The following is a 22,603-nucleotide window of genomic DNA, read 5'->3' as shown; positions in this document are numbered from 1 at the left end:
GACGGGCTAGCCCGTCTTTTTCACTGTCCTTTTCGTTTAGCGAAGATACCGGCACCCATAATGAAGAAACCGGCGATGATCGCGACTGTCATTAAGCCATAGTTTTGGTAGCTGATCGTCACGCCTGCTGCTACGAAGCAAGCAATAACTAATATTGCTGTCAGTAAAGCTAATCCCTTTGACATCGTTTCACCTCATTTATTAAATTAAAGGTTCATCTGTCTTCTTTTCCCGGTATAAATTAAAATTCCCGGTCGCTTTTCGTTCCTTTGTCCGCAATGAGATACGGTCTGAGCAATCGTTGCATATATGCATGCTATTGCGCCGATTCCGCAGTTTCTTCGCATGCGGACTTCCATCATCTATTTCTTCGACTTTATCGCAAAGTACACATTTTACACGCATGCTATCACCTCAGGAGAGTATAATACTTTTTCAGTTTACCATACGATAAGCCATTATGTGTATCTTACAGAAAGTCTCTATCATTCATATCCGATCATAGTAGATTCTAAACAGGAACCTCAGCAGATCTTTATCTGACGAATTGCTTTGATCGGATCTTCCTTCCTGCTGGGCAGATAGCAGTGAGCAGGTCCGGAATCTTTGATGCTGCGGCCATCTACTGCGAATAGGAACATGCTTGCTTTAAGCTCGTCCAAAGGTACGATTTCTTCACCAGAGTCTGTCATAAATACCGCATGCGTGGCATCTTCTTGTATACTGGCTGTTTTGAGAAAATCGGAAATGGGCATTACATAACTGTTCTCGAGTGCCAGTTTTCTTTCAGCCTTTGTAAGACTCTTATTAATAGGCGGCTTCATCTTTTGCTGATAAATAGAGCGATCCCAGTGCTTTTCTTCCGCAGCAGGAATTGTCTCAACCTCTTTAAAAGCGTTTTCAAAAAGGATTTTGCGATCGTCAAAAATCCAGACGGATGGATCAAGTGTGAGTGGAAAATCCACTCTGCCTGTCAGGGTGATTACCATAAAGCGACACTTCCTTTTCCAGAGTATCTATAGATATAGCTTAACATAAAGATTGTGACAATTGACAACGATTCGACAAAAATATTACCAGGACGTGTCTTGCAATTTAGCAGGACTACCGCTAGAATTGTATAGAAGAAGTCTGTTTAACGGAGGGATAATATTGATATCTGAGATCACCGTTAGTAATCAAGAGAAAGCATATGCCCTTCTTTTGGCGGATGCTGATAAAATACTTAAACTAATTAAAGTACAGATGGACAATTTGACGATGCCGCAATGTCCGCTTTATGAAGAAGTACTCGATACACAAATGTTTGGTTTGTCACGTGAGATAGATTTTGCAATTCGATTGAATCTCGTGAAAGAAGAAGATGGAAAAGAGCTTCTTGAAAACTTGGAAAGGCAGTTGAATGTGCTGCATGAGGCAGCACAGCGGTCTATGCGTCCTTAACAGCTGAAGGCCGCCTGCAATTGCTTGTACGGGCATCCCATACGAAAGATGAAACCCCATTGCCCTTTAATTTGGCGGGGTTTTTTTATTATTCTATGAATCTGGCGATTTGTAACGATTGTAAAATACATACTATGGGAGCTTTAAGATGAAAAAAAGATTGCGTAATTTCGATTTTACTTTGCTATTTACTCCGCTGCTGCTGACTGCATTTGGCGCAGTAATGGTTTATAGTGCAAGCTATACGGTAGCGGTTGTCAAGTTTGATCAGCCAGCCACTTCCTTCTTTATCAGAACGTTGATTTGGATCGCTTTAGCGATGCCAGTCTTTGCGTTTTTCTGTTTTGTTCCATATCAGAAGTTCCAGAAATGGATTAAACCGATCATGCTGGTTATCATTGTTATGCTCGTATTGGTTTTGTTCACTGGTAAAGTGAACGGATCCAGATCTTGGTTTAATCTTGGTTTCTTCAGCCTGCAGCCGGCAGAGCTGGCTAAAGTGGGTATGATCATCTATCTATCTGCAGTTTATGCGAAGAAACAGAAATACCTGGATAGTTTCTCAAAAGGTGTTTTACCGCCTCTTATTGCATTAGGGCTTATACTTGGCTTGATCGTTATTCAGCCGGATGTTGGTTCAGCTTCTATCGTATTCCTGATTTCCTGCTCGATCATAGTCAGTGCAGGTATACGTTTGAGGCATTTGAGCCTTCTGATTGCTGCAGGTGTCGGACTTATACTCGCTGTAATGCCGCACATGATTAACGAAGAACGTATCTCGCGATTCACCGGAGCTTATCAGCCATTCAGTGAAGACAACGTTCAAGACGGAGGTTTCCAGCTTGTACAATCCTATCTAGCTATCGGAAATGGTGGTATATTAGGAGATGGATTGGGACAAGGCATCCAAAAGTTAGGTTATCTGCCGGAACCGCACACAGACTTCATTATGGCTGTCATAGCGGAGGAACTCGGATTTATCGGAGTCGCTGCCGTATTGGCGATGCTTGCGATCATTGTGCTGCGCGGTTTTTATATCGCCAGACAATGTCGAGACAGTTTCGGTTCTTTATTGGCAATAGGCATTTCGTCGATGGTGGGGATCCAGACCTTCATCAACCTGGGCGCAATCACCGGTCTATTGCCAATCACAGGTGTTACACTGCCATTTGTCAGTTACGGTGGTACATCCTTGATGATTCTATTCGCTTCTATGGGTATATTGAATAACATTGCCAAGCATGTACGTTCGCAAGAGCTGATCGTGTCAGAAAGCACCTTCACGCAGGATAAGCGGGGAAGACGTCCCTCCAATCGACAGAGGATCCGCACCACTAGTACTACTACACAAACTAGGGAAAAGACTAGAGGAGGAGAACGATGGACGAACTAAGGGGAATCAACAAAGTTCTAGTAGCAAATAGAGGTGAAATTGCGATACGTGTATTCCGGGCTTGTGTCGAGCTTGGAATACATACAGTCGCAATCTATTCAAAAGAGGACAAATCCTCCAGTCACCGCTTCAAAGCGGATGAGGCATATTTAGTCGGCGAAGGGAAAAAGCCGATTGATGCCTATCTTGACATCGAAAATATTCTTGAAATTGCAAAAACTTCCGGTGCAGACGCTATTCACCCAGGCTATGGATTTCTTTCTGAGAACATCCACTTTGCAAGACGCTGTGAAGAAGAAGGAATCATCTTTATCGGCCCGCGCAGCGAACAGTTGGACATGTTTGGGGATAAAGTGAAGGCGAGACAGCAGGCGTTGCTTGCAGAAATACCAGTTATCCCAGGAAGTGATGGACCAGTCCAAGAGCTGGACGAAGTGAGAGCTTTCGTCGATACTCATAACTATCCAATCATCATCAAAGCTTCTTTGGGCGGCGGCGGGCGAGGTATGCGTGTCGTACGCTCGGCGGATGAACTTGCCGAGGCTTATGAGCGAGCAAAATCAGAGGCTAAAGCTGCATTCGGCAGTGATGAAGTGTACGTTGAGAAGCTAATTGAAAATCCAAAACATATTGAGGTACAGATCCTTGGGGATAGTGCCGGAAACATTATACATTTATACGAACGTGACTGTTCCATACAGAGAAGGCATCAAAAAGTTATTGAAGTAGCTCCAAGTGTCGGCCTGCCGGAAACACTTCGAATTGCTATTTGTGATGCGGCTGTTAAATTAATGAAAAATGTTTCTTATTTGAATGCCGGAACAGTTGAATTTCTTGTGGCGGATAACAACTTCTATTTCATCGAGGTTAATCCTCGTGTTCAAGTAGAGCATACGATTACCGAGCTGGTTACAGGAGTGGATATCGTCCAAACACAGCTTTTGCTTGCTCAAGGGTACAGCCTTTCAGATGAACGCCTTCATATCCCTGCACAGTCAGAGATAAGAACAAACGGCTATGCGATTCAAGCACGTGTGACAACCGAGGATCCGCTTAATAACTTTATGCCAGATACCGGGAAAATTATGGCTTATCGTTCCAGTGGTGGATTTGGTGTTCGTTTGGATGGTGGGAATGCGTTCCAAGGTTCCGTCATCAGCTCTTACTATGATTCCTTGCTTGTAAAAGTATCGACGTGGGCAGCGGATTACAAACAAGCTGCTTATAAGATGGAAAGGAACCTTCGAGAGTTCCGTATTCGAGGCATCAAGACAAACATCCCATTCTTGGAAAACGTCATCCTGCATGACAAGTTTTTGTCTGCTGACTATACGACTGGCTTTATCGATGAAACACCGGAATTGTTTACCTTCCCGAAACGTCAGGATAGAGGAACAAAAATGCTCCAATATATCGGCTATACAACTGTTAATGGATTTGATGGCAGTGGAAAGGTCGAAAAACCTGAGTTTCCGTATCCAAGAATTCCGAAGCTTTCAAAAGGGCTTGATTATCAAAACGGAACAAAGCAAATTCTGGACGCGCATGGTCCTGAAGGGCTTTCCGACTGGCTGAGAGAGCAGGAAGAAGTCTTGCTAACGGATACAACCTTCCGTGATGCTCACCAATCACTTCTTGCTACACGTGTTAGAACGAAGGATCTATTAACAATCGCTGAGCCAACTGCGAAACTATTGCCTAACCTATTTTCAGTCGAGATGTGGGGCGGTGCTACCTTCGACGTAGCTTATCGGTTCTTAAAGGAAGATCCTTGGGAGCGCTTGACTAAACTACGGGAGAAAATGCCGAATGTGTTATTCCAGATGCTGCTTCGTGCAAGCAATGCTGTCGGTTACAAAAACTATCCGGACAATGTAGTTGAAAAATTCGTCAAAGAGAGTGCTGAAGCTGGCATTGACGTATACCGTATCTTCGATAGCTTAAACTGGATTGAAAATATGAAGCCCGCTATTGAGGCTGTACGACTGCAAAATAAGGTGGCAGAAGCTGCACTTTGTTACAGCGGGGATATCCTGGATCCGAGCCGGACGAAATACGATCTAGCATATTATACGAAGATGGCAAAAGAACTTGAATCAGCAGGTGCTCACATTATTGGCATCAAGGATATGGCAGGACTGTTAAAACCGCAGGCTGCATATGATCTGGTCAGCGCTTTGAAGGATACTGTATCACTTCCAATTCATTTGCATACGCATGATACGAGTGGCAACGGTGTTCTAACATACATGAAGGCTGTTGAAGCTGGTGTCGATGTCGTCGATGTTGCTGCAGGTTCTATGGCTGGTCTTACCTCTCAGCCTAGCGCCAGCTCTTTTTATCACGCGATGCAAGGGATGGAACGCAGACCATCCATTAATGTCGAAAATTATGACGAGCTCGGTTCTTATTGGGAAGATGTCCGCAACCGCTACAGTGACTTCGAGAGCGGTATGAAAGCTCCGCACGCAGAAGTGTATCTGCACGAAATGCCGGGCGGACAATACAGCAACCTGCTGCAGCAGGCTAATGCAGTTGGGTTAGGCGATCGCTGGGATGAAGTGAAGGTTATGTACAGAAGGGTAAACGACCTTTTCGGAGATGTCATTAAGGTAACGCCTTCTTCTAAGGTTGTAGGTGACATGGCGTTATTCATGGTTCAAAACGACTTGGATGAAACTAGTGTCATTGAAAGAGGTGCAGCTCTTGACTTCCCGGATTCTGTAATAGAATTCGCACAAGGCTACCTCGGGCAGCCATATGGCGGCTTCCCGAAAGAATTGCAGAAGGTGATTGTGAAAGATCGTGAAATAATTACGAATCGACCTGGCGAATTGTTGCCTCCTGTCGATTTTGATCAGCTGCGAAGTGAATTGGACGAGAAAGTGGAAGCTGACATTACGGAACAGGATGTTGTTGCTTACTCACTGTATCCGAAAGTATTTGAAACATACGCAGCCTTCAAAGAAGCTTATGGTGACTTGTCTGTACTGACAACACCAACATTCTTCTATGGTATGAAGCTGGATGAAGAAATCGAAGTAGAAATCGAACCAGGAAAAACCTTGATCGTAAAGCTTGTCGCAATTGGCGAAGCGGGTTCAGATGCAATGCGGACGATTTACTTCGAATTTAATGGACAGCCTCGCGAGGTTCTAGTGCGTGATGAACAAGTTCAGGCCACAGTAAAGACGACACCAAAAGCTGATAAACAGAACAAGAAGCATATTGGTGCAACAATGCCTGGAACAGTTATTAGATCATTAGTTGCTGGCGGTGCGCAAGTACAAAAGGGTCAACAGCTCCTAATTACAGAAGCGATGAAGATGGAGACAACAGTACAAGCGCCATTTGATGGTACGATCAAAGAAGTATACGTTAAAGATGGAGAACCAATCCAGGTTGGAGATCTGCTTGTAGAATTTGAATAAAAAAAAATCCACTGCCGCTAAGATGGCAGTGGATTTTTTTATAGTTCTTTTTCGTATTTCGCGCTTCGGAAGGACAGCATGATATAGTAAGTCATGATGCCGAAATAGACGCTGATAATCAACGAATGCATGAGAGCCACGAATAGATTCATTCCAGTGAAAATGACAAGCATACCGACGACTGCTTGTGCGGCTAGGAGACAAAAGCTGATGATCCAGCCTTTAGTCATCACGGCGTGCCCTTTGTAACGACGAAGCACCTGAATCATGATGATGAAGGACCAGACAAGCGCTAGCATAGCTGCACCGCGGTGAAGCATCTGTACCATTTGCGCTGTGCTCAATCCGAAAAGACCTGGATCTGCATTCGAGCATAGAGGGAAATCTCCGCAAACAAGGCTTGCATTCATATGACGTACAAGCGCTCCGGTATAAACAACCAAATAAATGAAAATTGTATGCAGATAAAATTGAATTCGCATACCTTTTCTGATAACAAGTGCGCGTGCATCGAACTTCTTGTCCACTTCAAATACTATGAGAGTAAGCAGAAGCACAGAAGCGAAGGAAATAAGTGAGATTCCGAAATGCAGCGCCAATACAGTATCGGATTGCTGCCAAACAACAGCAGCTGCTCCAATTAATGCTTGTATTACAAGAAAGGCTACTGCCACGATGGACAAGAACTTAACTTCTCGAATATGACCGATTTTGCGCCAAGCGAGGATTGCCAGTAACAGAATGACGATCCCCATTGTTGAAGAAACAAATCGGTGGGCGACTTCTATAATAAGCTCGGGCGTAATGTTGGTTAAAGCCCCTTCGCACAACGGCCAGCTTTGTCCGCAGCCATCAGCTGAGCCCGTCTTGGTAACAAGGGCGCCGCCAAGCAAGATGAACAGCATACCTATCGTGCTGATCACAGATAAGGTTTTCAATAATTTCATGTATAAACACCTCTTATATACAAACTTATAGCTAGGATAAAAACATTAAGCCTATCGTAACATGAAATCTATTTATAGAAGGACACATTTCTTGTCAATTTTATGACCTGTGCTTTTCCGTGCTTCAATGAATGGAGTGAGAAGATAAAGTATTAGTTCAGCAAATTGTCAAAAACACGTTTCAATTGACGCAGCTGGACGTGTTACAATGTTAAAAGTGTGATAGAATACAAGAATTATGTTTAACCAAGCAGAAAGGATGTGCTGGTGTGGAAAAGATCGAAACAACTTCTTCACAAGTATTGAACGGTGCTGAACAAGCCGATTCTACTACTAGTCTGTGGACAGACTTCAAGGCGCTTATAAAAACTGGTATTATAAATTCAAATCTGTTGACTGCTTTCGGCGGTTTCTGGCTCGCACTTTATATGACGAACCAACAATTCGTCGACCATATCCCGACATTCATTTACATGATGCTCGGAAGCGGATTGGTCATAGCTGGCGGATGTGTGATCAATAACTATTACGATCGTGATATCGACCACGTGATGAAACGGACGAAAAAACGTCCGACGGTAACAGGTACGATTCCGCTTTCTGTCGTTCTTACAATGGGAATTGGATTCACAGTCCTCGGCGTCGGATTTCTATTCCTGACAACTTGGCAAGCTGCAGCAATTGGTATTTTCGGCTGGTTTGCTTATGTTGTACTTTATACGATGTGGTCTAAGCGTCGTTATACAATCAATACAGCAATTGGAAGTTTCTCTGGTGCGGTTCCTCCGCTAATCGGGTACGCTGCTATTGATGGCGGTTTAAGCACAGAGGCTTGGATTGTTTTCGCTATCATGTTTATCTGGCAGACACCGCATTTCTTAGCATTAGCTATGAAAAAAGCAGATGATTATAAAGCTGCTAATATCCCGATGCTGCCTTCTGTATACGGCTTTGGAATTACGAAGCGCCAGATTGTCGTTTATACAGCATGTTTGCTTCCGCTTCCATTCTACCTAACTTCTCTGGGAACTGTATTTGTTGTCATCGCTAGTGTATTAAACGTTGGCTGGCTTGCAATCGGTATCGCTGGGTTCTTTATGAAAAATGATTTGAAGTGGGCGACATGGATGTTCGTCTTTAGCCTGAATTACTTGATGATTTTCTTTATCGCACTTGTGGTTTTCACAACTCCTGCGATCTTCTAATAAAAAACACCTCCATATGGAGGTGTTTTTTTGTGTTTATGCAGTAGGAAGTATCGGGAATAAGAACCATAAATGTGCACCGGAGAGAGGGAAAGTAAATGGATATGGAAACACCGCGTTTAATTATGAAAGCTATAACAATGGAGATGGGAAAGCAGCTCGTTCGATTTCCTGTTACCTTCTTTTATGAACAGGAAATTTCGTATGTGACGGATTGGCCGACAAATGCCTTGAAGGCAGAGCTGCCTCTATATCTGGAGGAATTTGAAACTGGACAGACAAGCTACGGTTTTGGACCATGGATCTTACATACAAAATATCAAAAGGATATGGTCGGAGATATTTTTATTAAACAGCCTTCTCAAGATGCTGCTCAAGCTGAGTTATATTTTGATATTCGCGAGGAGATGCAGGGGAAAAGATACGAAGATGAAGCAATAATCAGCATTTGCGATTGGCTGCTGAAGCATGGCATCGAGACAATACATGCATTCTGTAAGCCAGAGGAGGAAGAAAAGCAAGAAGTCCTGACAAGATGCGGCTTCAAAAAGCTTGGTCAGATAGAAGGATTGATTCAGTTCCGAACTTATCGACAGCTGCTTCCTGCAGATGGTATGTGAAGCTTGTCGAAGGAGTCGACTATCTCCGAAATGGATTTTGTATTATAATAGGTGCAACTTATGGAAAGGGGGCAGGATGCATGAAGAGCTTACGAATCGTATTATTGTTACTCGTAGTGGGAGCAGGCGTGTTGTTCTTTTGGAACAAGGATGAATATCTGGCTCCTGCCCAGGATGCAAAGTCGGGGGATACAGAGCAAACACCAAAGGCGGAAGCTGCCCAGAAGCCGAATGGGGATATAGAGCGGTGGATCAATCAAGCGCCTGAAACATTAGAAGAGGATCAAGGTGAACCAAATCGAATTGATCAGTCTTCTTATGGTTATGAGTGGTATATATATGATAAAGGTGATGCTTATGCACAGTATGGTGTAAAAGATGGTCGTGTTATCACTGCCTTTGCTGTCGGTGAAGCATCCCTTGCAAAAGCAAAGCTTGGTGAGAGCCGGGAGGAAGTAGAACAGGATTACCCGCTTCAAGAAGAAGTTTCATTTCGATATGATAGCGATCGATATACGTTCAAGCTGAAGGAAAAGGATCAGCAGATACAGCCCCTTGCCCAGATTGGTGATGGTTTGTTCGCTCAGTTCTATTTCGATACATTTGAGGATGAACTGACTGCTGTACGAGTGCTGACTGATGAACAGCTCGTAATGGAGCGTCCTTATGACGTAACATATACTGGTCAGCTGCCTGAGCAGCCTCAGCTATCGAATGAAGAATGGCAGCAGGTACAGGGAGGAATGGAACAGCAAGTCATTGAAATAACGAATGTTATGCGTTCACATTTTGATGTTCCGCCGCTCGAATGGAATGATCAGGTAGCCGCTGTTGCGCTTGGTCATAGTGAAGACATGCAGAAGCAGCAGTATTTCTCTCATGTGACGCCAAGTGGTGAGGAACTTGGAGATCGGCTGGCAGACGGTCGGGTCAGATTCCAAAGTGCAGGAGAGAACATCGCTGCTGGCTATACAGATGCTCCTGCAGCAATGATTGGTTGGCTGAATAGTGAAGGGCATCGTAAGACAATGCTTGACGCATCATATGAAGAGCTTGGTGTAGGCGTGTATCGTTACTACTATACCCAGAATTTTCTTTTACAATAACGGGGTTTCCGCTGAGGAATCCCGTTTTTTTTGTGTCATTTACCGGAGTCTTTCATACATTGGTCAGAGAGGGTATTTATCTGGTTAGGAGATGAATGTAATGTCCGATACGAATTTGCATCCTTCTATTCAGGAATTCAGACAATTCGTTCAGCAGCATCCTAAGCTGATTCAAGAAGTTAGGCAGAATCAGGCAGGGTGGCAGCCATACTATGAAAAGTGGGTGCTGCTGGGTGAAGAGGATCCGAGCTGGCAAGCATATAAAAATGGAGAGAATGCAAAAGCAGAAACAGAGGAAAAAGCAGAGGCAGAGCAAACAGAAAAGGAATCAGAAGAGACAGGAAAAGAAATGTTTAACAAGGTGATGGGAATGGCAAATCAGTTAGATTTGCAAAAACTGCAGGGCCATATCCATCATTTGAATGGAGCGCTTGAAAATATAAAGCAATTAATTGGACAATATCAAGGTGTGAAACAGCAGTTTCCTTCAAAGAAGAAGACGCCAACATTCTTTCATAAGGACTAAAAGGAGGTAGGGTGATGCGGCAGGAAATCTATCAAAGGTTGCAGCACCGGGAAGAACTGCTCCGTTTTGTCAGACTTCACCCGGTATGGTACCGCACACTCGCGCGTGACCCGAGCACATTCACTGATTTGGAAAAGCAGGCGAATTATTTTTACGGTAAAACTGTTCCGCAGCGTATTGGTCAGTTTGGGGATCAGCTGAGCATGGTGAACATGCTGATACAGATGGCAAGAGCAATGCGGGATTAAACACTTTTCATTTCCCTATTATTTGGTATGATAATAGGGGAGGTGGTTCTATGTTTGCAACTACGGAATTCGTTGAGCTTCTGGAGAAGTCCGAGCAATTGGGTGTAATGATCCGTGACTCGGAAGTGATGGCGGCGTATAGCTCCGCGCAATCCGCACTCTACCAGAATAGCGAAACGAAAGCGAAAATCGACGCATTCACAGCTATAAAGGAACAGTATGAAGAAGTGCAGCGATTCGGCAGATACCACCCTGATTACAGCTTCATCATGAAGGAAATCCGCAGCAAGAAGCGTGAGATGGATATGGATGCCAACGTTGCGGCATTTAAAATAGCAGAGCGTAATCTGCAAAAACTGCTTGATGATATAAGTGCCAAACTCGCCTCAACTGTGAGCGAGAATGTCAAAGCTCCGCGCTCTGGTGCAGCTTTGAAAGACTCTGGCTGCGGCTGTGGAAGTGGCGGCGCCTGCGGGTGTGCTTCCTGACAATATTCCGGTAAGCTTAGGCTTGCCGGTTTTTTTGTGTTGCCCCAAGGGGTCAGGCTTTGCTACACTAAGAAAAAAGCTGTAAAGCGAGGAACATCAATTATGTTGACAAAACGGCAAGGAATCGTCGTATGGTTCCAGCATATGAAGAATATCAAGCAGCTGAAGCGGCACGGACACCTGGTTTTCGTATCCAAGAAGCTTAAATATGCGATGATATACGTGAACCTGGAAGAAGCAGAAGAGAGGGAAGCAGTATTGAATAAGCTGCCATTCGTCTCTAAGACGGCGTTATCTTATCGTCCCTTCATCCGTACCGATTTCGAGAATGCGAAACAGGATAAAGCGAAAGAATACGATTATAAGATTGGGATATAAAAAAAGCCTGCAGGAAGAGCCCTGCAGGCGCCTTTTGTTTCCAATGAAAACAAACAGGCAAAGGGAGAGGAGAAACCGGAGGAAGAACTTATGGGGAAACGTAAGTCTTCTCCGTGTTCATGAAGCAGCTATTAGCGTGATAGCCGCTTCAATAGTACAGTATGGACCGGCTTAGGCGGGAATATACATCGTTTTTTTGAAGGAGTGGAATGAAATGCGAGTGATTGCTGGAGAGCATAAAGGCAGGGCGTTAAAGGCTGTCCCGAACCAATTGACAAGACCAACGACGGATAAAGTGAAGGAGAGCTTGTTCTCGGTGCTAGGACCTTTTTTTGAAGGCGGAGAATGCCTGGATTTGTTCGCAGGAAGCGGCGGACTTGGGATAGAAGCTTTGAGTAGAGGAATGACACACTGTATCTTTGTAGATAAGCAAGGGAAAGCTGTCGAGACAATCAAACAGAACCTGACAACCTTGAGGCTGACAGATTATTCGGAAGTATACCGGAATGATGCGCTGCGTGCGCTGAAGGCAGTCGTAAAAAGGGAGAAACAGTTTGATCTTATTTTTCTGGATCCGCCGTATCATAAGATGTCATACGAAGGTCTTCTGGAGCAAATTAGTGAAGCAGGTATTTTGAGAGCGAACGGACGAATTGTTTGCGAGCACGATGCGAAGAAGGAACTACCAGAGTTCATCGCTGGACTGCAAGCTGTAAAACAAGACGTTTATGGAAATACTACCGCTATTACCATCTATCAAGCTGCTCGGGAGGATGAGTGATGACGATTGCTATGTATCCAGGTTCGTTCGATCCAGTCACAAATGGCCATGTAGACATTATCCAGAGAGCCGCAGCAATATTTGATAAAGTAATTGTGGCTGTTGCAGTGAACAGTAAGAAAAAGCCGCTGTTCAACGAAGAAGAGCGAATGGAGCTTTTGCGGCAATCGGTAAGACATATTTCAAACGTATCAGTTGTTAAATCGGAAGGTCTCACCGTTGATTTTGCCAGAAAACATGATGCGAAAGTTCTGGTCCGCGGACTGCGGGCTGTGAGTGATTTTGAAAATGAGATGCAGATTAGCGGTATTAATAGGCATCTAGAGCCAGGAATAGAAACTATCTTCATAACAGCAGATTCAGCTTATAATTTCTTGAGCTCCAGTATCGTGAAGGAGGCAGCAAGTTTTAGAGCTGACATAAGTAAGCTCGTGCCTCCCCCGGTACAAGAAGCCATCAAGCAAAAATTCTAATTTAATCGGCGTTTTAGCAGGATTAGTGTGCCGACTGCAAGCATGATGAGCGTGAATGCAGGACCGAAAGACGAAAGAAAACGAAGCAGCTCCAAGGAAGTATCGGGAGCTGTTTTTTCTTGTAAGAAGGTAAGAATGCTTGTTTCCTGATGCTTGGCGTAAAGCGGTCCATAAAGAATAGCTGCTAAGCCAGCAGCAATGAACCCATGCAGCAGGCGGGCGAAAAAGTACGGAGCAAATCGAATATCTGTTTCAGCGAGAATACTTGCTACTTGGGCTTGGACAGAAAAACCATTGAATGCAAGAATGAAGCTGACGATAATGATAGGGAAGAAAAAGTTAGATCCTGATGCTTGAGCGATCATTTGACCACCCATTGTTATTTCGAATAATCCAGAGAACATTGGGACAACTAATTCAGCAGGAATACCAAAAATACTAGTTAGCAGCTTTAAACCATATGCCAGGGAATCCGTTATGCCTAAGATGAATAATAGCTTATTAAAAACGGAAAACATAATAATGAATCCGCCAATCATAAGTAATGTCTGAATAGAATTTACGACGGCATCTCCAAAAATCTTTCCGAATGGTCTTTTATCAGCCATACGTGTTTCATGCAATTCCCTAAAGGCGCGTTTGACCAGTCCTTTTTCCCTAACGTAAGACGAGCGAGGTTGGGATCGGCCGTAGAAACGCATGCAGATACCTACAAGTATATTACCTCCATAATGCGCTGCGGCTAATAGGATGCCAAGCTCTGCTTCCCCAAAAAAGCTTACGGCAATCACTCCAACTATAAAAAGAGGGTTGCTAGCATTCGTAAAAGAAACAAGACGCTCGGCTTCAATCTTTGTCAGCTGTTTTTCTTGACGCAGCCGGCTTGTCAATTTAGCGCCTGATGGATATCCGCTGGCCATGCCCATTGCTAGCACAAAACTTCCGACACCCGGAACATTGAACAAAGGCCGCATGATCGGCTCACAGAAAACTCCTATAAAACGGACCATTCCAAACGCAATTAGCAGTTCTGCAGTGATAAAGAAAGGCAGGAGGGATGGAAAAACAACTTCCCACCACATATTCAATCCACGTATACTGGCCTGTAATGATGGGTCTGGATACATTATTAAACTTACGGCCAGTAGCAGTGCAGACCCAGCCAGCAGAACTGATTTCATTTTTTGCACAGAAAATCCCTCCGATTTGTGACAGCTGTACTTCTTGAATTCGAAGTAGTAAACTTAAATTCAGCCAGTTTGTACAGGCTATCTTAACTATACGCGTGCTCAAAAGGTAAATATGCTTCTTCTTCTGAATAAGTAGAGAAAGCGGGCACAGAAGGGGAACTTGTAGATGAAACAGAATGCACGTTATATCTTGTTCGTTATTCTGCTGCTGATCATCGTCTTCTGTTTTTCCGGAATTTACAGAATGCCATATTATGTATACAAGCCGGGTGCAGCAGATGCTCTTGATCCAATAGTCTCTGTAGATGGCAGTGAGAAGAGCGAAGGTGATATGCACCTCGTCACCGTACGGGGCGGACAAGCAACGCCATTCCAATATGTGATGGCTAAAATACTGCCATATCATCAAATCGAAAAACTTGAAGATGTTATACCAGAGGGTGTTTCTGAGGAAGAATACACCCAAGCGCAGCTGATGCAGATGGAGAGCTCCCAAGAAGCTTCTACCGTCGTTGCCTATGAGGCGGCGGGTGCTGAACTGCAAATTGATTACAAAGGTGTATATGTTGTGTCAGTCGTTAAAGATTTGCCAGCTGATGGCCAGCTCAAGCAAGGTGATCACATCACGGCTGTAGATGACCAGCAAGTAAAGGAAGCAACAGATCTGACAAGTTATGTCACGTCCAAACATGTGGGTGATACCATTACCCTGAGAATAGAACGAGATGACAAACAGCTGGAGAAGAAATTAAAGCTTCAAGCACTGCCAGATACCCAGATACCTGGTATTGGTATTACGCTCGTAACCGATCGTGATGTCACGGAAGATCCTGAAGTGACCTTCTCAAGCGGACAAATCGGCGGACCGAGTGCGGGACTTATGTTCAGCTTGGAAATTTATGATCAGCTGGAAGAGGAAGATATGACGAAGGGCTTTCAGATTTGCGGAACGGGCGAAGTAGATTATGAAGGAAATGTCGGCCGTATCGGTGGAATCGACAAGAAGGTTGTAGCAGCGGATAAAGAAGGCTGTGATGTCTTCTTTGCTCCAAATGAACAAGATGCCGAAGATTCAAATTATCAGGTTGCGAAACAAACAGCAGAAGATATCGATACAGATATGAAGGTTGTACCAGTCAATACCTTTGATGATGCGAAAAAATACTTAGAAGAAATGCCTGCAAAATAATAAAAAGGATGCATCGCGTTGATGCATCCTTTTTATTATTCGAATATAGGCGGAGATATCTCTTGTCTGCGTGAAGCGGCAGCAATTTCGGGAGATAAAATACTGTAATAGGCATCTGCTGCTTGCAGTTCTAAATCAGCAACTGGATGCATGCCGTCCTTCAATTGAGTATATAGGGGAACGTCAAGCTGCTTTTTCCTTGAAGAGAGAAATGCCTGTCCAGTTTTAGTCATGCCGAGAATACGGATATAAGGGCATGCTGCTCCATTTAGATGTTCGTTAATTATGTGCTTTTGAGTATTAGATAATATGTGAACACAAACGCGCTGCAGCCTTGTCCATGTATAGCGTTTTGTTTTAATCAGAGATAAAAACTGCTGGAAATTCAACGACTGGTGAATATATTTTTTGAAGCGGTATTCCAATCCCTCATCCATCCCATGAATTTGGCGCAGTGTTTCAGCAGGTCGAGTTAAGATAAGATAGCGTAAAAGCGGGAAATAGGCTTCCCAGCTGTGAAGTTCTTCCGTTTCCAATAATTCAAATGTCTTTATTGGCACTGCTGCTTTCACTTCTTGTGTCTTCTCGTCCTGCCAAGCAGAGCGGATTGATGTGGCACTTGCAATCGGGCCGGTAATAGACTGTTCATGATAATCTGCTTGTATACGGCGGATTGTATCCACCTGCATTGGTGTATAAAGCGCCTCTGCTGCCTGAAGATATGCAAATCCTAAAATATTATTGGGGCTGCTAAGATCGAGTGTGGAGCTGATTCCAGCTAATTCATACGCTGTACGATTTGCTTCCGGATATGATAAGCCTTTATCCAGTTGTTGTTTCAAGATACTCTTAAATGCTGCCTGATTCTTTATCCGTTCTTTTAGTGCCTCATGGAACGATTCGATAGTTCCGTTTTCAGAACCGAATACAAGATGCTCTACTTTCAGTGCATCAAGGATGGAAACTGCTCCTTTAGCAAACAAATCAGCATGCTGCACCGCATAAAGGAAGGGCAATTCGACAACCAAATCGACACCAGCAGAAAGTGCCGCTCTTGTACGACTGAACTTATCCAAAATGGCCGGTTCACCCCGCTGTGTGAAATTACCACTCATTACGGCAATTGTGCAATCGCTCCCGGTTAATTTTTGTGCCTGCTGTATATGATAAACATGACCGTTATGTAAAGGGTTGTATTCGACGATGAGGCCATTTGCCTTCATAAGAAGACTCCTTTCTGTATTTTTTAGGTCTGTCACGGGCTTAATTACTTATTCCTACGTTTCTAAACGGTTTCTTCCTCTTTTCGGGTGGTGTCTAGCTCCAGAAACCAGAAACTGCGCTAAAAGCAATTGATCCCTGCGTGGGGAGAGCACCCACTCCGGGCTCCCTTGCTTATTGCTCCGTTTCTAAACGGTTTCTTTCGCTTTTCTTAGGGTGTCTAGCTGCGAAAACCAGGAGCTGCGCCGGAATCGATAAATCCCTACAGAAGGAAGGACGCCTCCTTCCGGGCTTTCTCGTTTCCTTCTCCGCTCCTAAACGGTTTTCTCCGCTTTTCTTACGTGTTATAATAGAAATAATGTTCTTTAGTAAGAATATAGGCTAATTATTGCCTTGGTGTAAAGAAAATATATTGACAAAGCTCCTGTTTTTTTTTACAATTACTTTTGTTGCCATGAGGTGAATTAACGTGAAAATTCCGGTTCAAAAGCTTAAAGCTAAAGGTCTTGAACCTTTCGAATTTACAGAGCAAGTGGATGTGTCAGACATCCAGGGCAAAAATGATATTCGTCGGATTGATCCAGTGAAGGTCAGCGGTCAGGCGACATCGTATGGAAACGATATAACTGTCAAGTTCGCAATAGATGGTAAGATGATTCTTCCGTGTGCGCGTACTCTGGTAGATGTACCGTATGAATTCCATGTTGAAACGACTGAACTGTTTACTTTGTCTCCATATGCAAGCGCGGATGACGAGTCAGAGATTCATCCTGTTGAGGGAGAACTGCTTGACTTGAAACCGTATATAGAGGAAAATATCCTATTGGATGTTCCTTTCCGTGTTTTCTCCGACGATCCGCAGGCATTGGATAATGCTGCGAAAGAAGGAGAAGGCTGGCAGCTTGCCAGTGAGAAAGCACAGCAGGACAAGATCGACCCGAGGCTCGAGAAACTGCAAGCTCTCTTGAAAAAGGACGACGAATAAGCATTGTAACGATTGAAGGAGGTGTAGGACCGTGGCAGTACCTAAAAGAAGAACTTCTAAAAAAGTAAAAAACCAACGCCGTACACACAAAAAATTGCATGTACCTGGAATGGTAGAATGCTCTAACTGTGGAGAACTTGCAAAACCACACCACGTTTGCAGATCTTGCGGACATTACGATGGAAAAGCAGTGGTTGAAGCGTAAGAAACAAAGACGACATCTGTCGGCAATATTGCCGATAGGTGTTTTTTTATATTCTATCGTCCGTTTTCTAGTCTAGCATTTTTCCCTCTCGCATACATTGATAGCAGAATAGAAGAGGGGGGAAGCGTTTTGAAGAGTACGAGACAAGATGCATGGTCGGATAAAGAGGATGTTTTACTGGCAAATACTGTACTGGATTTTATACAGGAAGGGAAGACGCAGCTGGATGCCTTTCGTGATGTCGCAGTTAAGCTCAACCGTACAGCGGCAGCTTGTGGGTTTCGTTGGAATGCGTCGCTCCGACAATATTATCAAACGGATATCGAAATCGCGAAGCAACAGCGGAAACAGCAGCTTCCAGTGTCAAATAAAGAAACTGCTCCGGTGAAGGATGACAAAGAATCCATCAGTTTGGAAGCAGCAATTGACTTGCTTGAGAAAGTGAAACAGAATTTTCAAGTGCCGAGAAAAGAACCACAGGAAGAACTTCGGACATTGAAAGAAGAGAATGCAAAGCTGAAGGATCAGCTTAAACGGTATCAGGATGCATGCATAGAAATGGAGAAGCTATGCCGTTGGGTAATCGAGGAAGCTGAAACAAAATAAAAAAGCCCAGTTGGGCTTTTTTTATTTTGTCGGCTGCCATGTCATAACAGACAAGCTATCTTCCTTTTTACTGCTGTCCTTAAAATTCAGTCTGGTCCAGAAAGCTTCCGAATTTACCCTTGCTTTTGTACGAACTGGTTTGGCGAAGGACTGCACGAATTCAACAAGAGATGACCCAAGTCTATTTCCTTGGTATGCAGGCAGCACTTCTAGTTTGGAGATTTCCACATAGCCTTTTGGCGGATAGAATGTATTGTCACGCTGTTCGTTCACAAAGGTGAGCGCCATTCTCGCTGCAAGTTCTTTATCCATGTAAATTCCGTAGAAAAGCGTATCGTCGTCACTTTCGATGAGACTGAGCTGGAACTCATCCAACATCGAAAGCTCTGCGTTCCCCTGTGCGGCAAAGCGTTCGAAATCCTCAGCTGTCTTATAATTCACTGGCAATTTTTCCACTTTAGCAAATGTCATACAGATTCCCCTCTCCGTATTAAAAAATTTCACTGTGTGCCTTATGCTTTCAATATATATGAAAACGTTTACAAATTCAAGCGTTATATTTCTTATATCCATACTGTCTCTTCTTTTGCTAAAATAAACAATTAGGTATAGTACGAATGGGGGAACGGACATGAAAATCAATGTGATCGGCGGAGGAGCGATCGGGTTACTTGCAGCCGCCAAACTCGGCAGGTTTCATGATGTGCGGCTTTTGGCAAGAACGCGAGAACAGTCCGAAGAGATTGCAGCGAAAGGTCTTCATATCGGGGATGAAGTGATAGTCGTGGAGACATTGCCTTCTACGGATTGGCGGGCTTTAGGACAAGCGGATGTATGTATTGTCTGTGTAAAACAATACGATTTGCCGCCAATTTGGAAAAAGTTGAAGCTGCATGCTAAAGCTGCAGTCGTTTTCCTCCAAAACGGTATGAGTCATACTGACTTTTTGCAGGAGGAAGATTTCGATTATCCGATTATCGTCGGGTCTGTTGAACATGGAGCTATAAGGATAGACTCTCATACCGTAGAGCATACAGGAGAAGCGGCAATTCGCCTTGCAGATCTGACTGATAATTACGCTGAAGTACTTGTGAATCAGCTGCATAAACCAGATTTCCCGATTTTATTTGAGCGGGATTGGCATGTAATGTTAGGCACAAAACTGATTGCGAATGCTGTGATCAATCCGTTGACTGCAATTTATCAGGTGAAGAATGGTGAGCTGCTGGAACACTCTGCCTTTGAGAAGATAGCAGAGGTGTTATGCAAAGAAGCTGCAGATGCGCTAGGTTTAGAGGAAGAACAGCAATGGGCAAATGTTCGCCGAATCATATATGCTACGAAAGCTAATCTGTCCTCTATGCACAGAGATATACAAGCTGGCAGACAGACGGAGATCGAATCTATATCCGGATACATCCGAAATCATGCAAAAGAAGCCGTTCCTTATACGGATTTTGTCTACTATAGTATACTTGGACTTACCAAACAGCAGGAGAGGACTAATTAATGACCCACTTATTTGCTTACCTTTTAGCGGCAGCAATTACCGTACCGCCGCTTGCTACTTGGATTTATTATTTGATCGTCAGACGGATCATCCATAAAAGACGGAATGCTTTTCTCCATAGCGTGCAAACTACTGCCGTATTCTATATCTTTTCTGTTATGATTATGTTGCAAATCATTTTACAGCATACAGTGATCGGTTATATGATAGGATTCCTTGCGGTATTGTTCATTATGGTAGTGCTTATGCATTACAAGTACCGCGGTGAGATCGTCTTTAAGCATGTGTGGCGCATCTTTCTGCGTATCTGCTTCCTCTTGTTCGGTCCGCTTTACATCCTGCTGCTTGTGGCAGGTGTTATCGTTACATTTATCAGACAGTAATACATATCAGACGTTATATAAAGGAGTACTTAATATGGTAATACAACCAATGAGACTGGAAAGTCCGAACAAATTGGTGACCGATTATCGGGCAGAGCTTCCTTCTATTATGGGGAAATTCAATTTTTCTCCATTCCGCCAAGAAAGCTATGCGACTAGACTGGAGGAGCTGGAAGCTCGTAAATTCCCGAGAGAGGCGCTAGTTGAACTTCTTCACAAATGTAATAGAGAGTGGGGAGCGGATCAAGCAACAATCCATAATATCGATAAATTAGCTGATTCTAAAACAGTGGCTGTTGTCGGCGGTCAGCAGGCAGGCCTTTTCACGGGTCCTTTATTGACATTGCATAAGATCACCTCCATCATTTCCCTTGCTTCCGAGCAAAGTAGAAAACTGGGCACAACGGTCATACCAGTTTTCTGGATAGCAGGTGAGGATCATGACGTCGAAGAGATTAACCATATCTTCCTTCCAAATCGTAACAAACTGAAGAAATTCAAGTGGAAACAGCATCAGGCTGAAAAGATAGCAGCTTCTGATATTGTGCTGGACAACGGATTGATGCATGATTTCTTGCAGGACGTAATAGCTGCTCTGCCAGAGACAGCATACACAAAGGATATTCACTCCACGGTCAGTAATATAATGGACCAATCGGAGACTTTCGTCGATTTCTTCGCGAAATTCATACATTTTCTATACAAGAATACAGGTTTGGTTCTTTTGGATTCCGGTGATCCGCAACTGCGGAAAATAGAACGCCCATTTTTCCGGGAGCTGATCAGCAAGCAACAGGAGATAAGTCAAGGCGTTTATGGAGCGTCTCAGGAACTTCAGCAGATGGGCTACGCAGATGTGTTAGGCGCAGAATCTGAAGATGCTAACCTGTTCTGTTATATTGACGGTGAAAGAACACTGCTTATGCGTGACAGCGAAGGCAAGTGGCGAGGCAAGGCTGATGAAGCAGTCTTTACAGAAGAAGAACTGTTACTTATAGCGGAAACAGCGCCGGAAAGACTCAGCAATAATGTCGTTACGCGTCCGCTCATGCAGGACTATCTCCTGCCGGTGCTTGGTTTCATTGCCGGCCCTGGAGAAATCGCTTATTGGGCAAATCTTAAACCAGGCTTCCAGGCAGTTGGCTTTAACATGCCGCCTGTCATGCCGCGTCTGTCCTTCACGATGCTGGACAGCAAGACAGAGAAACTGCTCGAGCGTTATCGTCTTAGCCCTGAAAAAGCTATTGCTTTCGGTGTTGAAACAGAAAAGATCCATTATCTTGCTGCACAGCAGCAGCCTCCAATTGCAGTTGTATCCGAGCAAGTGAAACGAGCCATGGCTGATTTGCACGCCCCATTGCGGCATAGTGCCGCATCTATAGCTGATGATCTTGGTAGCTTAGCAGAAAAGAATCTTCGTCATTTAGAGGAGGATATTGATTTTCTGGTCAAGCGAATGGAAGCTAGAATAAAAGAACAGCATGGTGTGGCATTATCCCACTTTGACCATATCCAATGTACGCTTCACCCAGAAAATGGACTGCAGGAGCGGACATGGAGTATATTTTCACTATGGAATACGCATGGAGTGGAGATTTGGCACGAATTAGCGCAGAAAAGCTATGATTTCACCACCCCCCACCATATCGTAACGTTATAATGAAACAGAAAGCGTGTCTGGTCGACGACCATGCACGTTTTTTTGTGCACAAAACTCCGAAAAAGCGCTAGGCAAGGGAGAAAATGCTATTAAAAAGTGTGAATATTGAGGTGGTGAAATGTGGGGCGATGTGGTACTATGAAAATGGAAAGTGGGGGCGGAGTCTATGTTCATGGGGGAATTTCAGCATACGGTCGATACAAAAGGACGTATTATCGTACCTGCCAAGTTCCGAGAAGACTTGGGGGAACGTTTTGTACTGACCCGTGGATTGGACCAATGTCTGTTTGGATACCCTATGGAGGAATGGAGACTCCTAGAAGAAAAACTAAAAAAGCTGCCATTGACCAAGAAGGATGCCCGTGCATTCACTCGCTTCTTCTTTTCAGGAGCAGTCGAATGTGAGCTTGATAAGCAAGGGAGAATCAATATCCCTGCACCGCTCCGGAAATATGCGAAGCTGGAAAAAGACGTTGCCATTATTGGTGTGTCTGGCCGGATCGAATTCTGGGCGGAGAGCGAATGGAATTCCTATTTTGATGAATCTGAGGAATCTTTTGCTGAAATCGCTGAAAATATGCTTGATTTCGATATTTGATGGCAGTCGAAAGGATG

At 44.0% G+C, this 22,603-nt stretch carries 27 protein-coding genes; 20 read left to right on the top strand and 7 right to left on the bottom strand.

The annotated features are described in order from the left end of the window. Positions 1-20 precede the first annotated feature (20 nt). The 3 genes from AE2B122_RS05125 to AE2B122_RS05115 form a co-directional block, all read right to left on the bottom strand. Positions 21-185: a DUF5325 family protein gene (locus AE2B122_RS05125; RefSeq protein WP_164072046.1), complete on the bottom strand. Its 165-nt coding sequence runs from the start codon at positions 183-185 to the stop codon at positions 21-23. A 16-nt stretch (positions 186-201) separates the two neighbouring features. Then, on the bottom strand, positions 202-405 hold the full coding sequence (locus AE2B122_RS05120) for a YlaI family protein (RefSeq protein WP_095217499.1): 204 nt from the start codon (positions 403-405) through the stop codon (positions 202-204). A gap of 119 nt (positions 406-524) precedes the next feature. Continuing rightward, on the bottom strand, positions 525-989 hold the full coding sequence (locus AE2B122_RS05115) for a hypothetical protein (RefSeq protein WP_095217500.1): 465 nt from the start codon (positions 987-989) through the stop codon (positions 525-527). A 163-nt stretch (positions 990-1,152) separates the two neighbouring features. On the opposite strand from AE2B122_RS05115, the gene AE2B122_RS05110 reads away from it, so the two are divergent. The 3 genes from AE2B122_RS05110 to pyc all read left to right on the top strand — a co-directional run bounded on the left by AE2B122_RS05110 (position 1,153) and on the right by pyc (position 6,267). Next, complete coding sequence (locus AE2B122_RS05110; RefSeq protein WP_038559874.1) at positions 1,153-1,443, top strand: YlaN family protein; 291 nt, start codon at positions 1,153-1,155, stop codon at positions 1,441-1,443. A 148-nt stretch (positions 1,444-1,591) separates the two neighbouring features. Continuing rightward, positions 1,592-2,836 (top strand): putative lipid II flippase FtsW, encoded by a 1,245-nt coding sequence (gene ftsW, locus AE2B122_RS05105; protein ID WP_095217501.1) that lies wholly within the window; start codon positions 1,592-1,594, stop codon positions 2,834-2,836. Continuing rightward, on the top strand, positions 2,824-6,267 hold the full coding sequence (gene pyc / locus AE2B122_RS05100) for a pyruvate carboxylase (RefSeq protein ID WP_175073250.1): 3,444 nt from the start codon (positions 2,824-2,826) through the stop codon (positions 6,265-6,267). Before ftsW ends, pyc begins: the two co-directional genes overlap by 13 nt. Before the next feature lie 38 nt (positions 6,268-6,305). Here pyc and AE2B122_RS05095 read toward each other — a convergent pair whose 3' ends face one another. Further along, positions 6,306-7,214, bottom strand: coding sequence for a heme A synthase (locus AE2B122_RS05095; protein WP_175073249.1), 909 nt, complete (start codon positions 7,212-7,214; stop codon positions 6,306-6,308). 269 nt (positions 7,215-7,483) lie between these two features. Between AE2B122_RS05095 and cyoE the strand changes: the two genes are divergently transcribed. The 9 genes from cyoE (at position 7,484) to coaD (ending at position 13,039) form a co-directional block, all read left to right on the top strand. Then, positions 7,484-8,419, top strand: coding sequence for a heme o synthase (cyoE, locus tag AE2B122_RS05090; RefSeq protein ID WP_095217503.1), 936 nt, complete (start codon positions 7,484-7,486; stop codon positions 8,417-8,419). Between the two features lie 98 nt (positions 8,420-8,517). After that, positions 8,518-9,039: a GNAT family N-acetyltransferase gene (locus AE2B122_RS05085; RefSeq protein ID WP_095217504.1), complete on the top strand. Its 522-nt coding sequence runs from the start codon at positions 8,518-8,520 to the stop codon at positions 9,037-9,039. Positions 9,040-9,119: 80 nt separating this feature from the next. After that, the gene (locus tag AE2B122_RS05080) at positions 9,120-10,145 is read left to right on the top strand and encodes a CAP domain-containing protein (RefSeq protein WP_175073248.1); all 1,026 of its coding nucleotides are present in this window, start codon (positions 9,120-9,122) and stop codon (positions 10,143-10,145) included. A gap of 100 nt (positions 10,146-10,245) precedes the next feature. Continuing rightward, positions 10,246-10,671 (top strand): YlbD family protein, encoded by a 426-nt coding sequence (locus tag AE2B122_RS05075; protein WP_175073247.1) that lies wholly within the window; start codon positions 10,246-10,248, stop codon positions 10,669-10,671. 14 nt (positions 10,672-10,685) lie between these two features. Next, the gene (locus AE2B122_RS05070) at positions 10,686-10,919 is read left to right on the top strand and encodes a YlbE-like family protein (protein WP_038559896.1); all 234 of its coding nucleotides are present in this window, start codon (positions 10,686-10,688) and stop codon (positions 10,917-10,919) included. A gap of 50 nt (positions 10,920-10,969) precedes the next feature. Then, positions 10,970-11,407, top strand: a complete 438-nt coding sequence (locus tag AE2B122_RS05065) for a YlbF family regulator (RefSeq protein ID WP_175073246.1) — start codon at positions 10,970-10,972, stop codon at positions 11,405-11,407. A 102-nt stretch (positions 11,408-11,509) separates the two neighbouring features. Then, complete coding sequence (locus AE2B122_RS05060; protein ID WP_095217508.1) at positions 11,510-11,785, top strand: YlbG family protein; 276 nt, start codon at positions 11,510-11,512, stop codon at positions 11,783-11,785. Positions 11,786-11,999: 214 nt separating this feature from the next. After that, positions 12,000-12,566: a 16S rRNA (guanine(966)-N(2))-methyltransferase RsmD gene (gene rsmD / locus AE2B122_RS05055; protein ID WP_095217509.1), complete on the top strand. Its 567-nt coding sequence runs from the start codon at positions 12,000-12,002 to the stop codon at positions 12,564-12,566. Continuing rightward, complete coding sequence (gene coaD, locus AE2B122_RS05050) at positions 12,563-13,039, top strand: pantetheine-phosphate adenylyltransferase (RefSeq protein WP_095217510.1); 477 nt, start codon at positions 12,563-12,565, stop codon at positions 13,037-13,039. The genes rsmD and coaD overlap by 4 nt, the downstream gene beginning before the upstream one ends. Here the strand turns inward: coaD and ylbJ are convergent. After that, positions 13,036-14,220 carry a sporulation integral membrane protein YlbJ gene (gene ylbJ, locus AE2B122_RS05045; RefSeq protein WP_175073305.1) on the bottom strand — a complete coding sequence of 395 codons (1,185 nt, stop codon included), beginning with the start codon at positions 14,218-14,220 and terminating at the stop codon, positions 13,036-13,038. The genes coaD and ylbJ overlap by 4 nt on opposite strands. Positions 14,221-14,395: 175 nt before the next feature. Between ylbJ and AE2B122_RS05040 the strand changes: the two genes are divergently transcribed. Next, a complete protein-coding gene (locus AE2B122_RS05040) occupies positions 14,396-15,418 on the top strand; it encodes a SepM family pheromone-processing serine protease (RefSeq protein WP_175073245.1) in 1,023 nt (340 codons plus the stop codon). Positions 15,419-15,453: 35 nt separating this feature from the next. On the opposite strand, the gene AE2B122_RS05035 is transcribed toward AE2B122_RS05040, so the two are convergent. Next, entirely contained in the window at positions 15,454-16,641 is a 1,188-nt protein-coding gene (locus AE2B122_RS05035) for a nucleotidyltransferase (protein WP_175073244.1), read from the bottom strand. Positions 16,642-17,108: 467 nt separating this feature from the next. On the opposite strand from AE2B122_RS05035, the gene AE2B122_RS05030 reads away from it, so the two are divergent. From AE2B122_RS05030 to AE2B122_RS05020, 3 genes are all read left to right on the top strand, one after another. After that, positions 17,109-17,624 (top strand): DUF177 domain-containing protein, encoded by a 516-nt coding sequence (locus tag AE2B122_RS05030; RefSeq protein ID WP_095217513.1) that lies wholly within the window; start codon positions 17,109-17,111, stop codon positions 17,622-17,624. Between the two features lie 31 nt (positions 17,625-17,655). Further along, positions 17,656-17,829: a 50S ribosomal protein L32 gene (gene rpmF, locus AE2B122_RS05025; protein ID WP_077309792.1), complete on the top strand. Its 174-nt coding sequence runs from the start codon at positions 17,656-17,658 to the stop codon at positions 17,827-17,829. A gap of 129 nt (positions 17,830-17,958) precedes the next feature. Continuing rightward, entirely contained in the window at positions 17,959-18,435 is a 477-nt protein-coding gene (locus tag AE2B122_RS05020) for an RsfA family transcriptional regulator (RefSeq protein ID WP_175073243.1), read from the top strand. A gap of 21 nt (positions 18,436-18,456) precedes the next feature. Here AE2B122_RS05020 and AE2B122_RS05015 read toward each other — a convergent pair whose 3' ends face one another. Further along, positions 18,457-18,906 (bottom strand): GNAT family N-acetyltransferase, encoded by a 450-nt coding sequence (locus tag AE2B122_RS05015; protein ID WP_175073242.1) that lies wholly within the window; start codon positions 18,904-18,906, stop codon positions 18,457-18,459. A 160-nt stretch (positions 18,907-19,066) separates the two neighbouring features. On the opposite strand from AE2B122_RS05015, the gene AE2B122_RS05010 reads away from it, so the two are divergent. The 4 genes from AE2B122_RS05010 (at position 19,067) to mraZ (ending at position 22,586) form a co-directional block, all read left to right on the top strand. Then, positions 19,067-19,945 (top strand): 2-dehydropantoate 2-reductase, encoded by an 879-nt coding sequence (locus AE2B122_RS05010; protein ID WP_175073241.1) that lies wholly within the window; start codon positions 19,067-19,069, stop codon positions 19,943-19,945. Next, the gene (locus tag AE2B122_RS05005; protein WP_175073240.1) at positions 19,945-20,328 is read left to right on the top strand and encodes a DUF3397 domain-containing protein; all 384 of its coding nucleotides are present in this window, start codon (positions 19,945-19,947) and stop codon (positions 20,326-20,328) included. Before AE2B122_RS05010 ends, AE2B122_RS05005 begins: the two co-directional genes overlap by 1 nt. A 34-nt stretch (positions 20,329-20,362) precedes the next feature. Further along, positions 20,363-21,988, top strand: coding sequence for a bacillithiol biosynthesis cysteine-adding enzyme BshC (gene bshC, locus AE2B122_RS05000; RefSeq protein WP_175073239.1), 1,626 nt, complete (start codon positions 20,363-20,365; stop codon positions 21,986-21,988). 166 nt (positions 21,989-22,154) lie between these two features. After that, a complete protein-coding gene (gene mraZ / locus AE2B122_RS04995; protein ID WP_038559932.1) occupies positions 22,155-22,586 on the top strand; it encodes a division/cell wall cluster transcriptional repressor MraZ in 432 nt (143 codons plus the stop codon). The last annotated feature ends 17 nt before the right edge of the window (positions 22,587-22,603 follow it).

Origin of the sequence: Terribacillus sp. AE2B 122, from assembly GCF_902497585.1 — a bacterium.
GTDB lineage: Bacteria > Bacillota > Bacilli > Bacillales > Amphibacillaceae > Terribacillus > Terribacillus saccharophilus_A.
This window is presented reverse-complemented; position numbering and strand designations above follow the sequence as displayed.

Excerpts from the sequence above, each read along its gene's own strand:
- AE2B122_RS05125 (WP_164072046.1), bottom strand. The coding sequence starts at position 185 with ATGTCAAAGGGATTAGCTTTACTGACAGCAATATTAGTTATTGCTTGC.
- AE2B122_RS05120 (WP_095217499.1), bottom strand. The coding sequence starts at position 405 with ATGCGTGTAAAATGTGTACTTTGCGATAAAGTCGAAGAAATAGATGAT.
- AE2B122_RS05115 (WP_095217500.1), bottom strand. The coding sequence starts at position 989 with ATGGTAATCACCCTGACAGGCAGAGTGGATTTTCCACTCACACTTGAT.
- ftsW (WP_095217501.1), top strand. The coding sequence starts at position 1,592 with ATGAAAAAAAGATTGCGTAATTTCGATTTTACTTTGCTATTTACTCCG.
- pyc (WP_175073250.1), top strand. The coding sequence starts at position 2,824 with ATGGACGAACTAAGGGGAATCAACAAAGTTCTAGTAGCAAATAGAGGT.
- AE2B122_RS05095 (WP_175073249.1), bottom strand. The coding sequence starts at position 7,214 with ATGAAATTATTGAAAACCTTATCTGTGATCAGCACGATAGGTATGCTG.
- AE2B122_RS05085 (WP_095217504.1), top strand. The coding sequence starts at position 8,518 with ATGGATATGGAAACACCGCGTTTAATTATGAAAGCTATAACAATGGAG.
- AE2B122_RS05080 (WP_175073248.1), top strand. The coding sequence starts at position 9,120 with ATGAAGAGCTTACGAATCGTATTATTGTTACTCGTAGTGGGAGCAGGC.
- AE2B122_RS05075 (WP_175073247.1), top strand. The coding sequence starts at position 10,246 with ATGTCCGATACGAATTTGCATCCTTCTATTCAGGAATTCAGACAATTC.
- AE2B122_RS05070 (WP_038559896.1), top strand. The coding sequence starts at position 10,686 with ATGCGGCAGGAAATCTATCAAAGGTTGCAGCACCGGGAAGAACTGCTC.
- AE2B122_RS05065 (WP_175073246.1), top strand. The coding sequence starts at position 10,970 with ATGTTTGCAACTACGGAATTCGTTGAGCTTCTGGAGAAGTCCGAGCAA.
- AE2B122_RS05060 (WP_095217508.1), top strand. The coding sequence starts at position 11,510 with ATGTTGACAAAACGGCAAGGAATCGTCGTATGGTTCCAGCATATGAAG.
- rsmD (WP_095217509.1), top strand. The coding sequence starts at position 12,000 with ATGCGAGTGATTGCTGGAGAGCATAAAGGCAGGGCGTTAAAGGCTGTC.
- ylbJ (WP_175073305.1), bottom strand. The coding sequence starts at position 14,220 with ATGAAATCAGTTCTGCTGGCTGGGTCTGCACTGCTACTGGCCGTAAGT.
- AE2B122_RS05040 (WP_175073245.1), top strand. The coding sequence starts at position 14,396 with ATGAAACAGAATGCACGTTATATCTTGTTCGTTATTCTGCTGCTGATC.
- AE2B122_RS05035 (WP_175073244.1), bottom strand. The coding sequence starts at position 16,641 with ATGAAGGCAAATGGCCTCATCGTCGAATACAACCCTTTACATAACGGT.
- AE2B122_RS05015 (WP_175073242.1), bottom strand. The coding sequence starts at position 18,906 with ATGACATTTGCTAAAGTGGAAAAATTGCCAGTGAATTATAAGACAGCT.
- AE2B122_RS05010 (WP_175073241.1), top strand. The coding sequence starts at position 19,067 with ATGAAAATCAATGTGATCGGCGGAGGAGCGATCGGGTTACTTGCAGCC.
- AE2B122_RS05005 (WP_175073240.1), top strand. The coding sequence starts at position 19,945 with ATGACCCACTTATTTGCTTACCTTTTAGCGGCAGCAATTACCGTACCG.
- bshC (WP_175073239.1), top strand. The coding sequence starts at position 20,363 with ATGGTAATACAACCAATGAGACTGGAAAGTCCGAACAAATTGGTGACC.
- mraZ (WP_038559932.1), top strand. The coding sequence starts at position 22,155 with ATGTTCATGGGGGAATTTCAGCATACGGTCGATACAAAAGGACGTATT.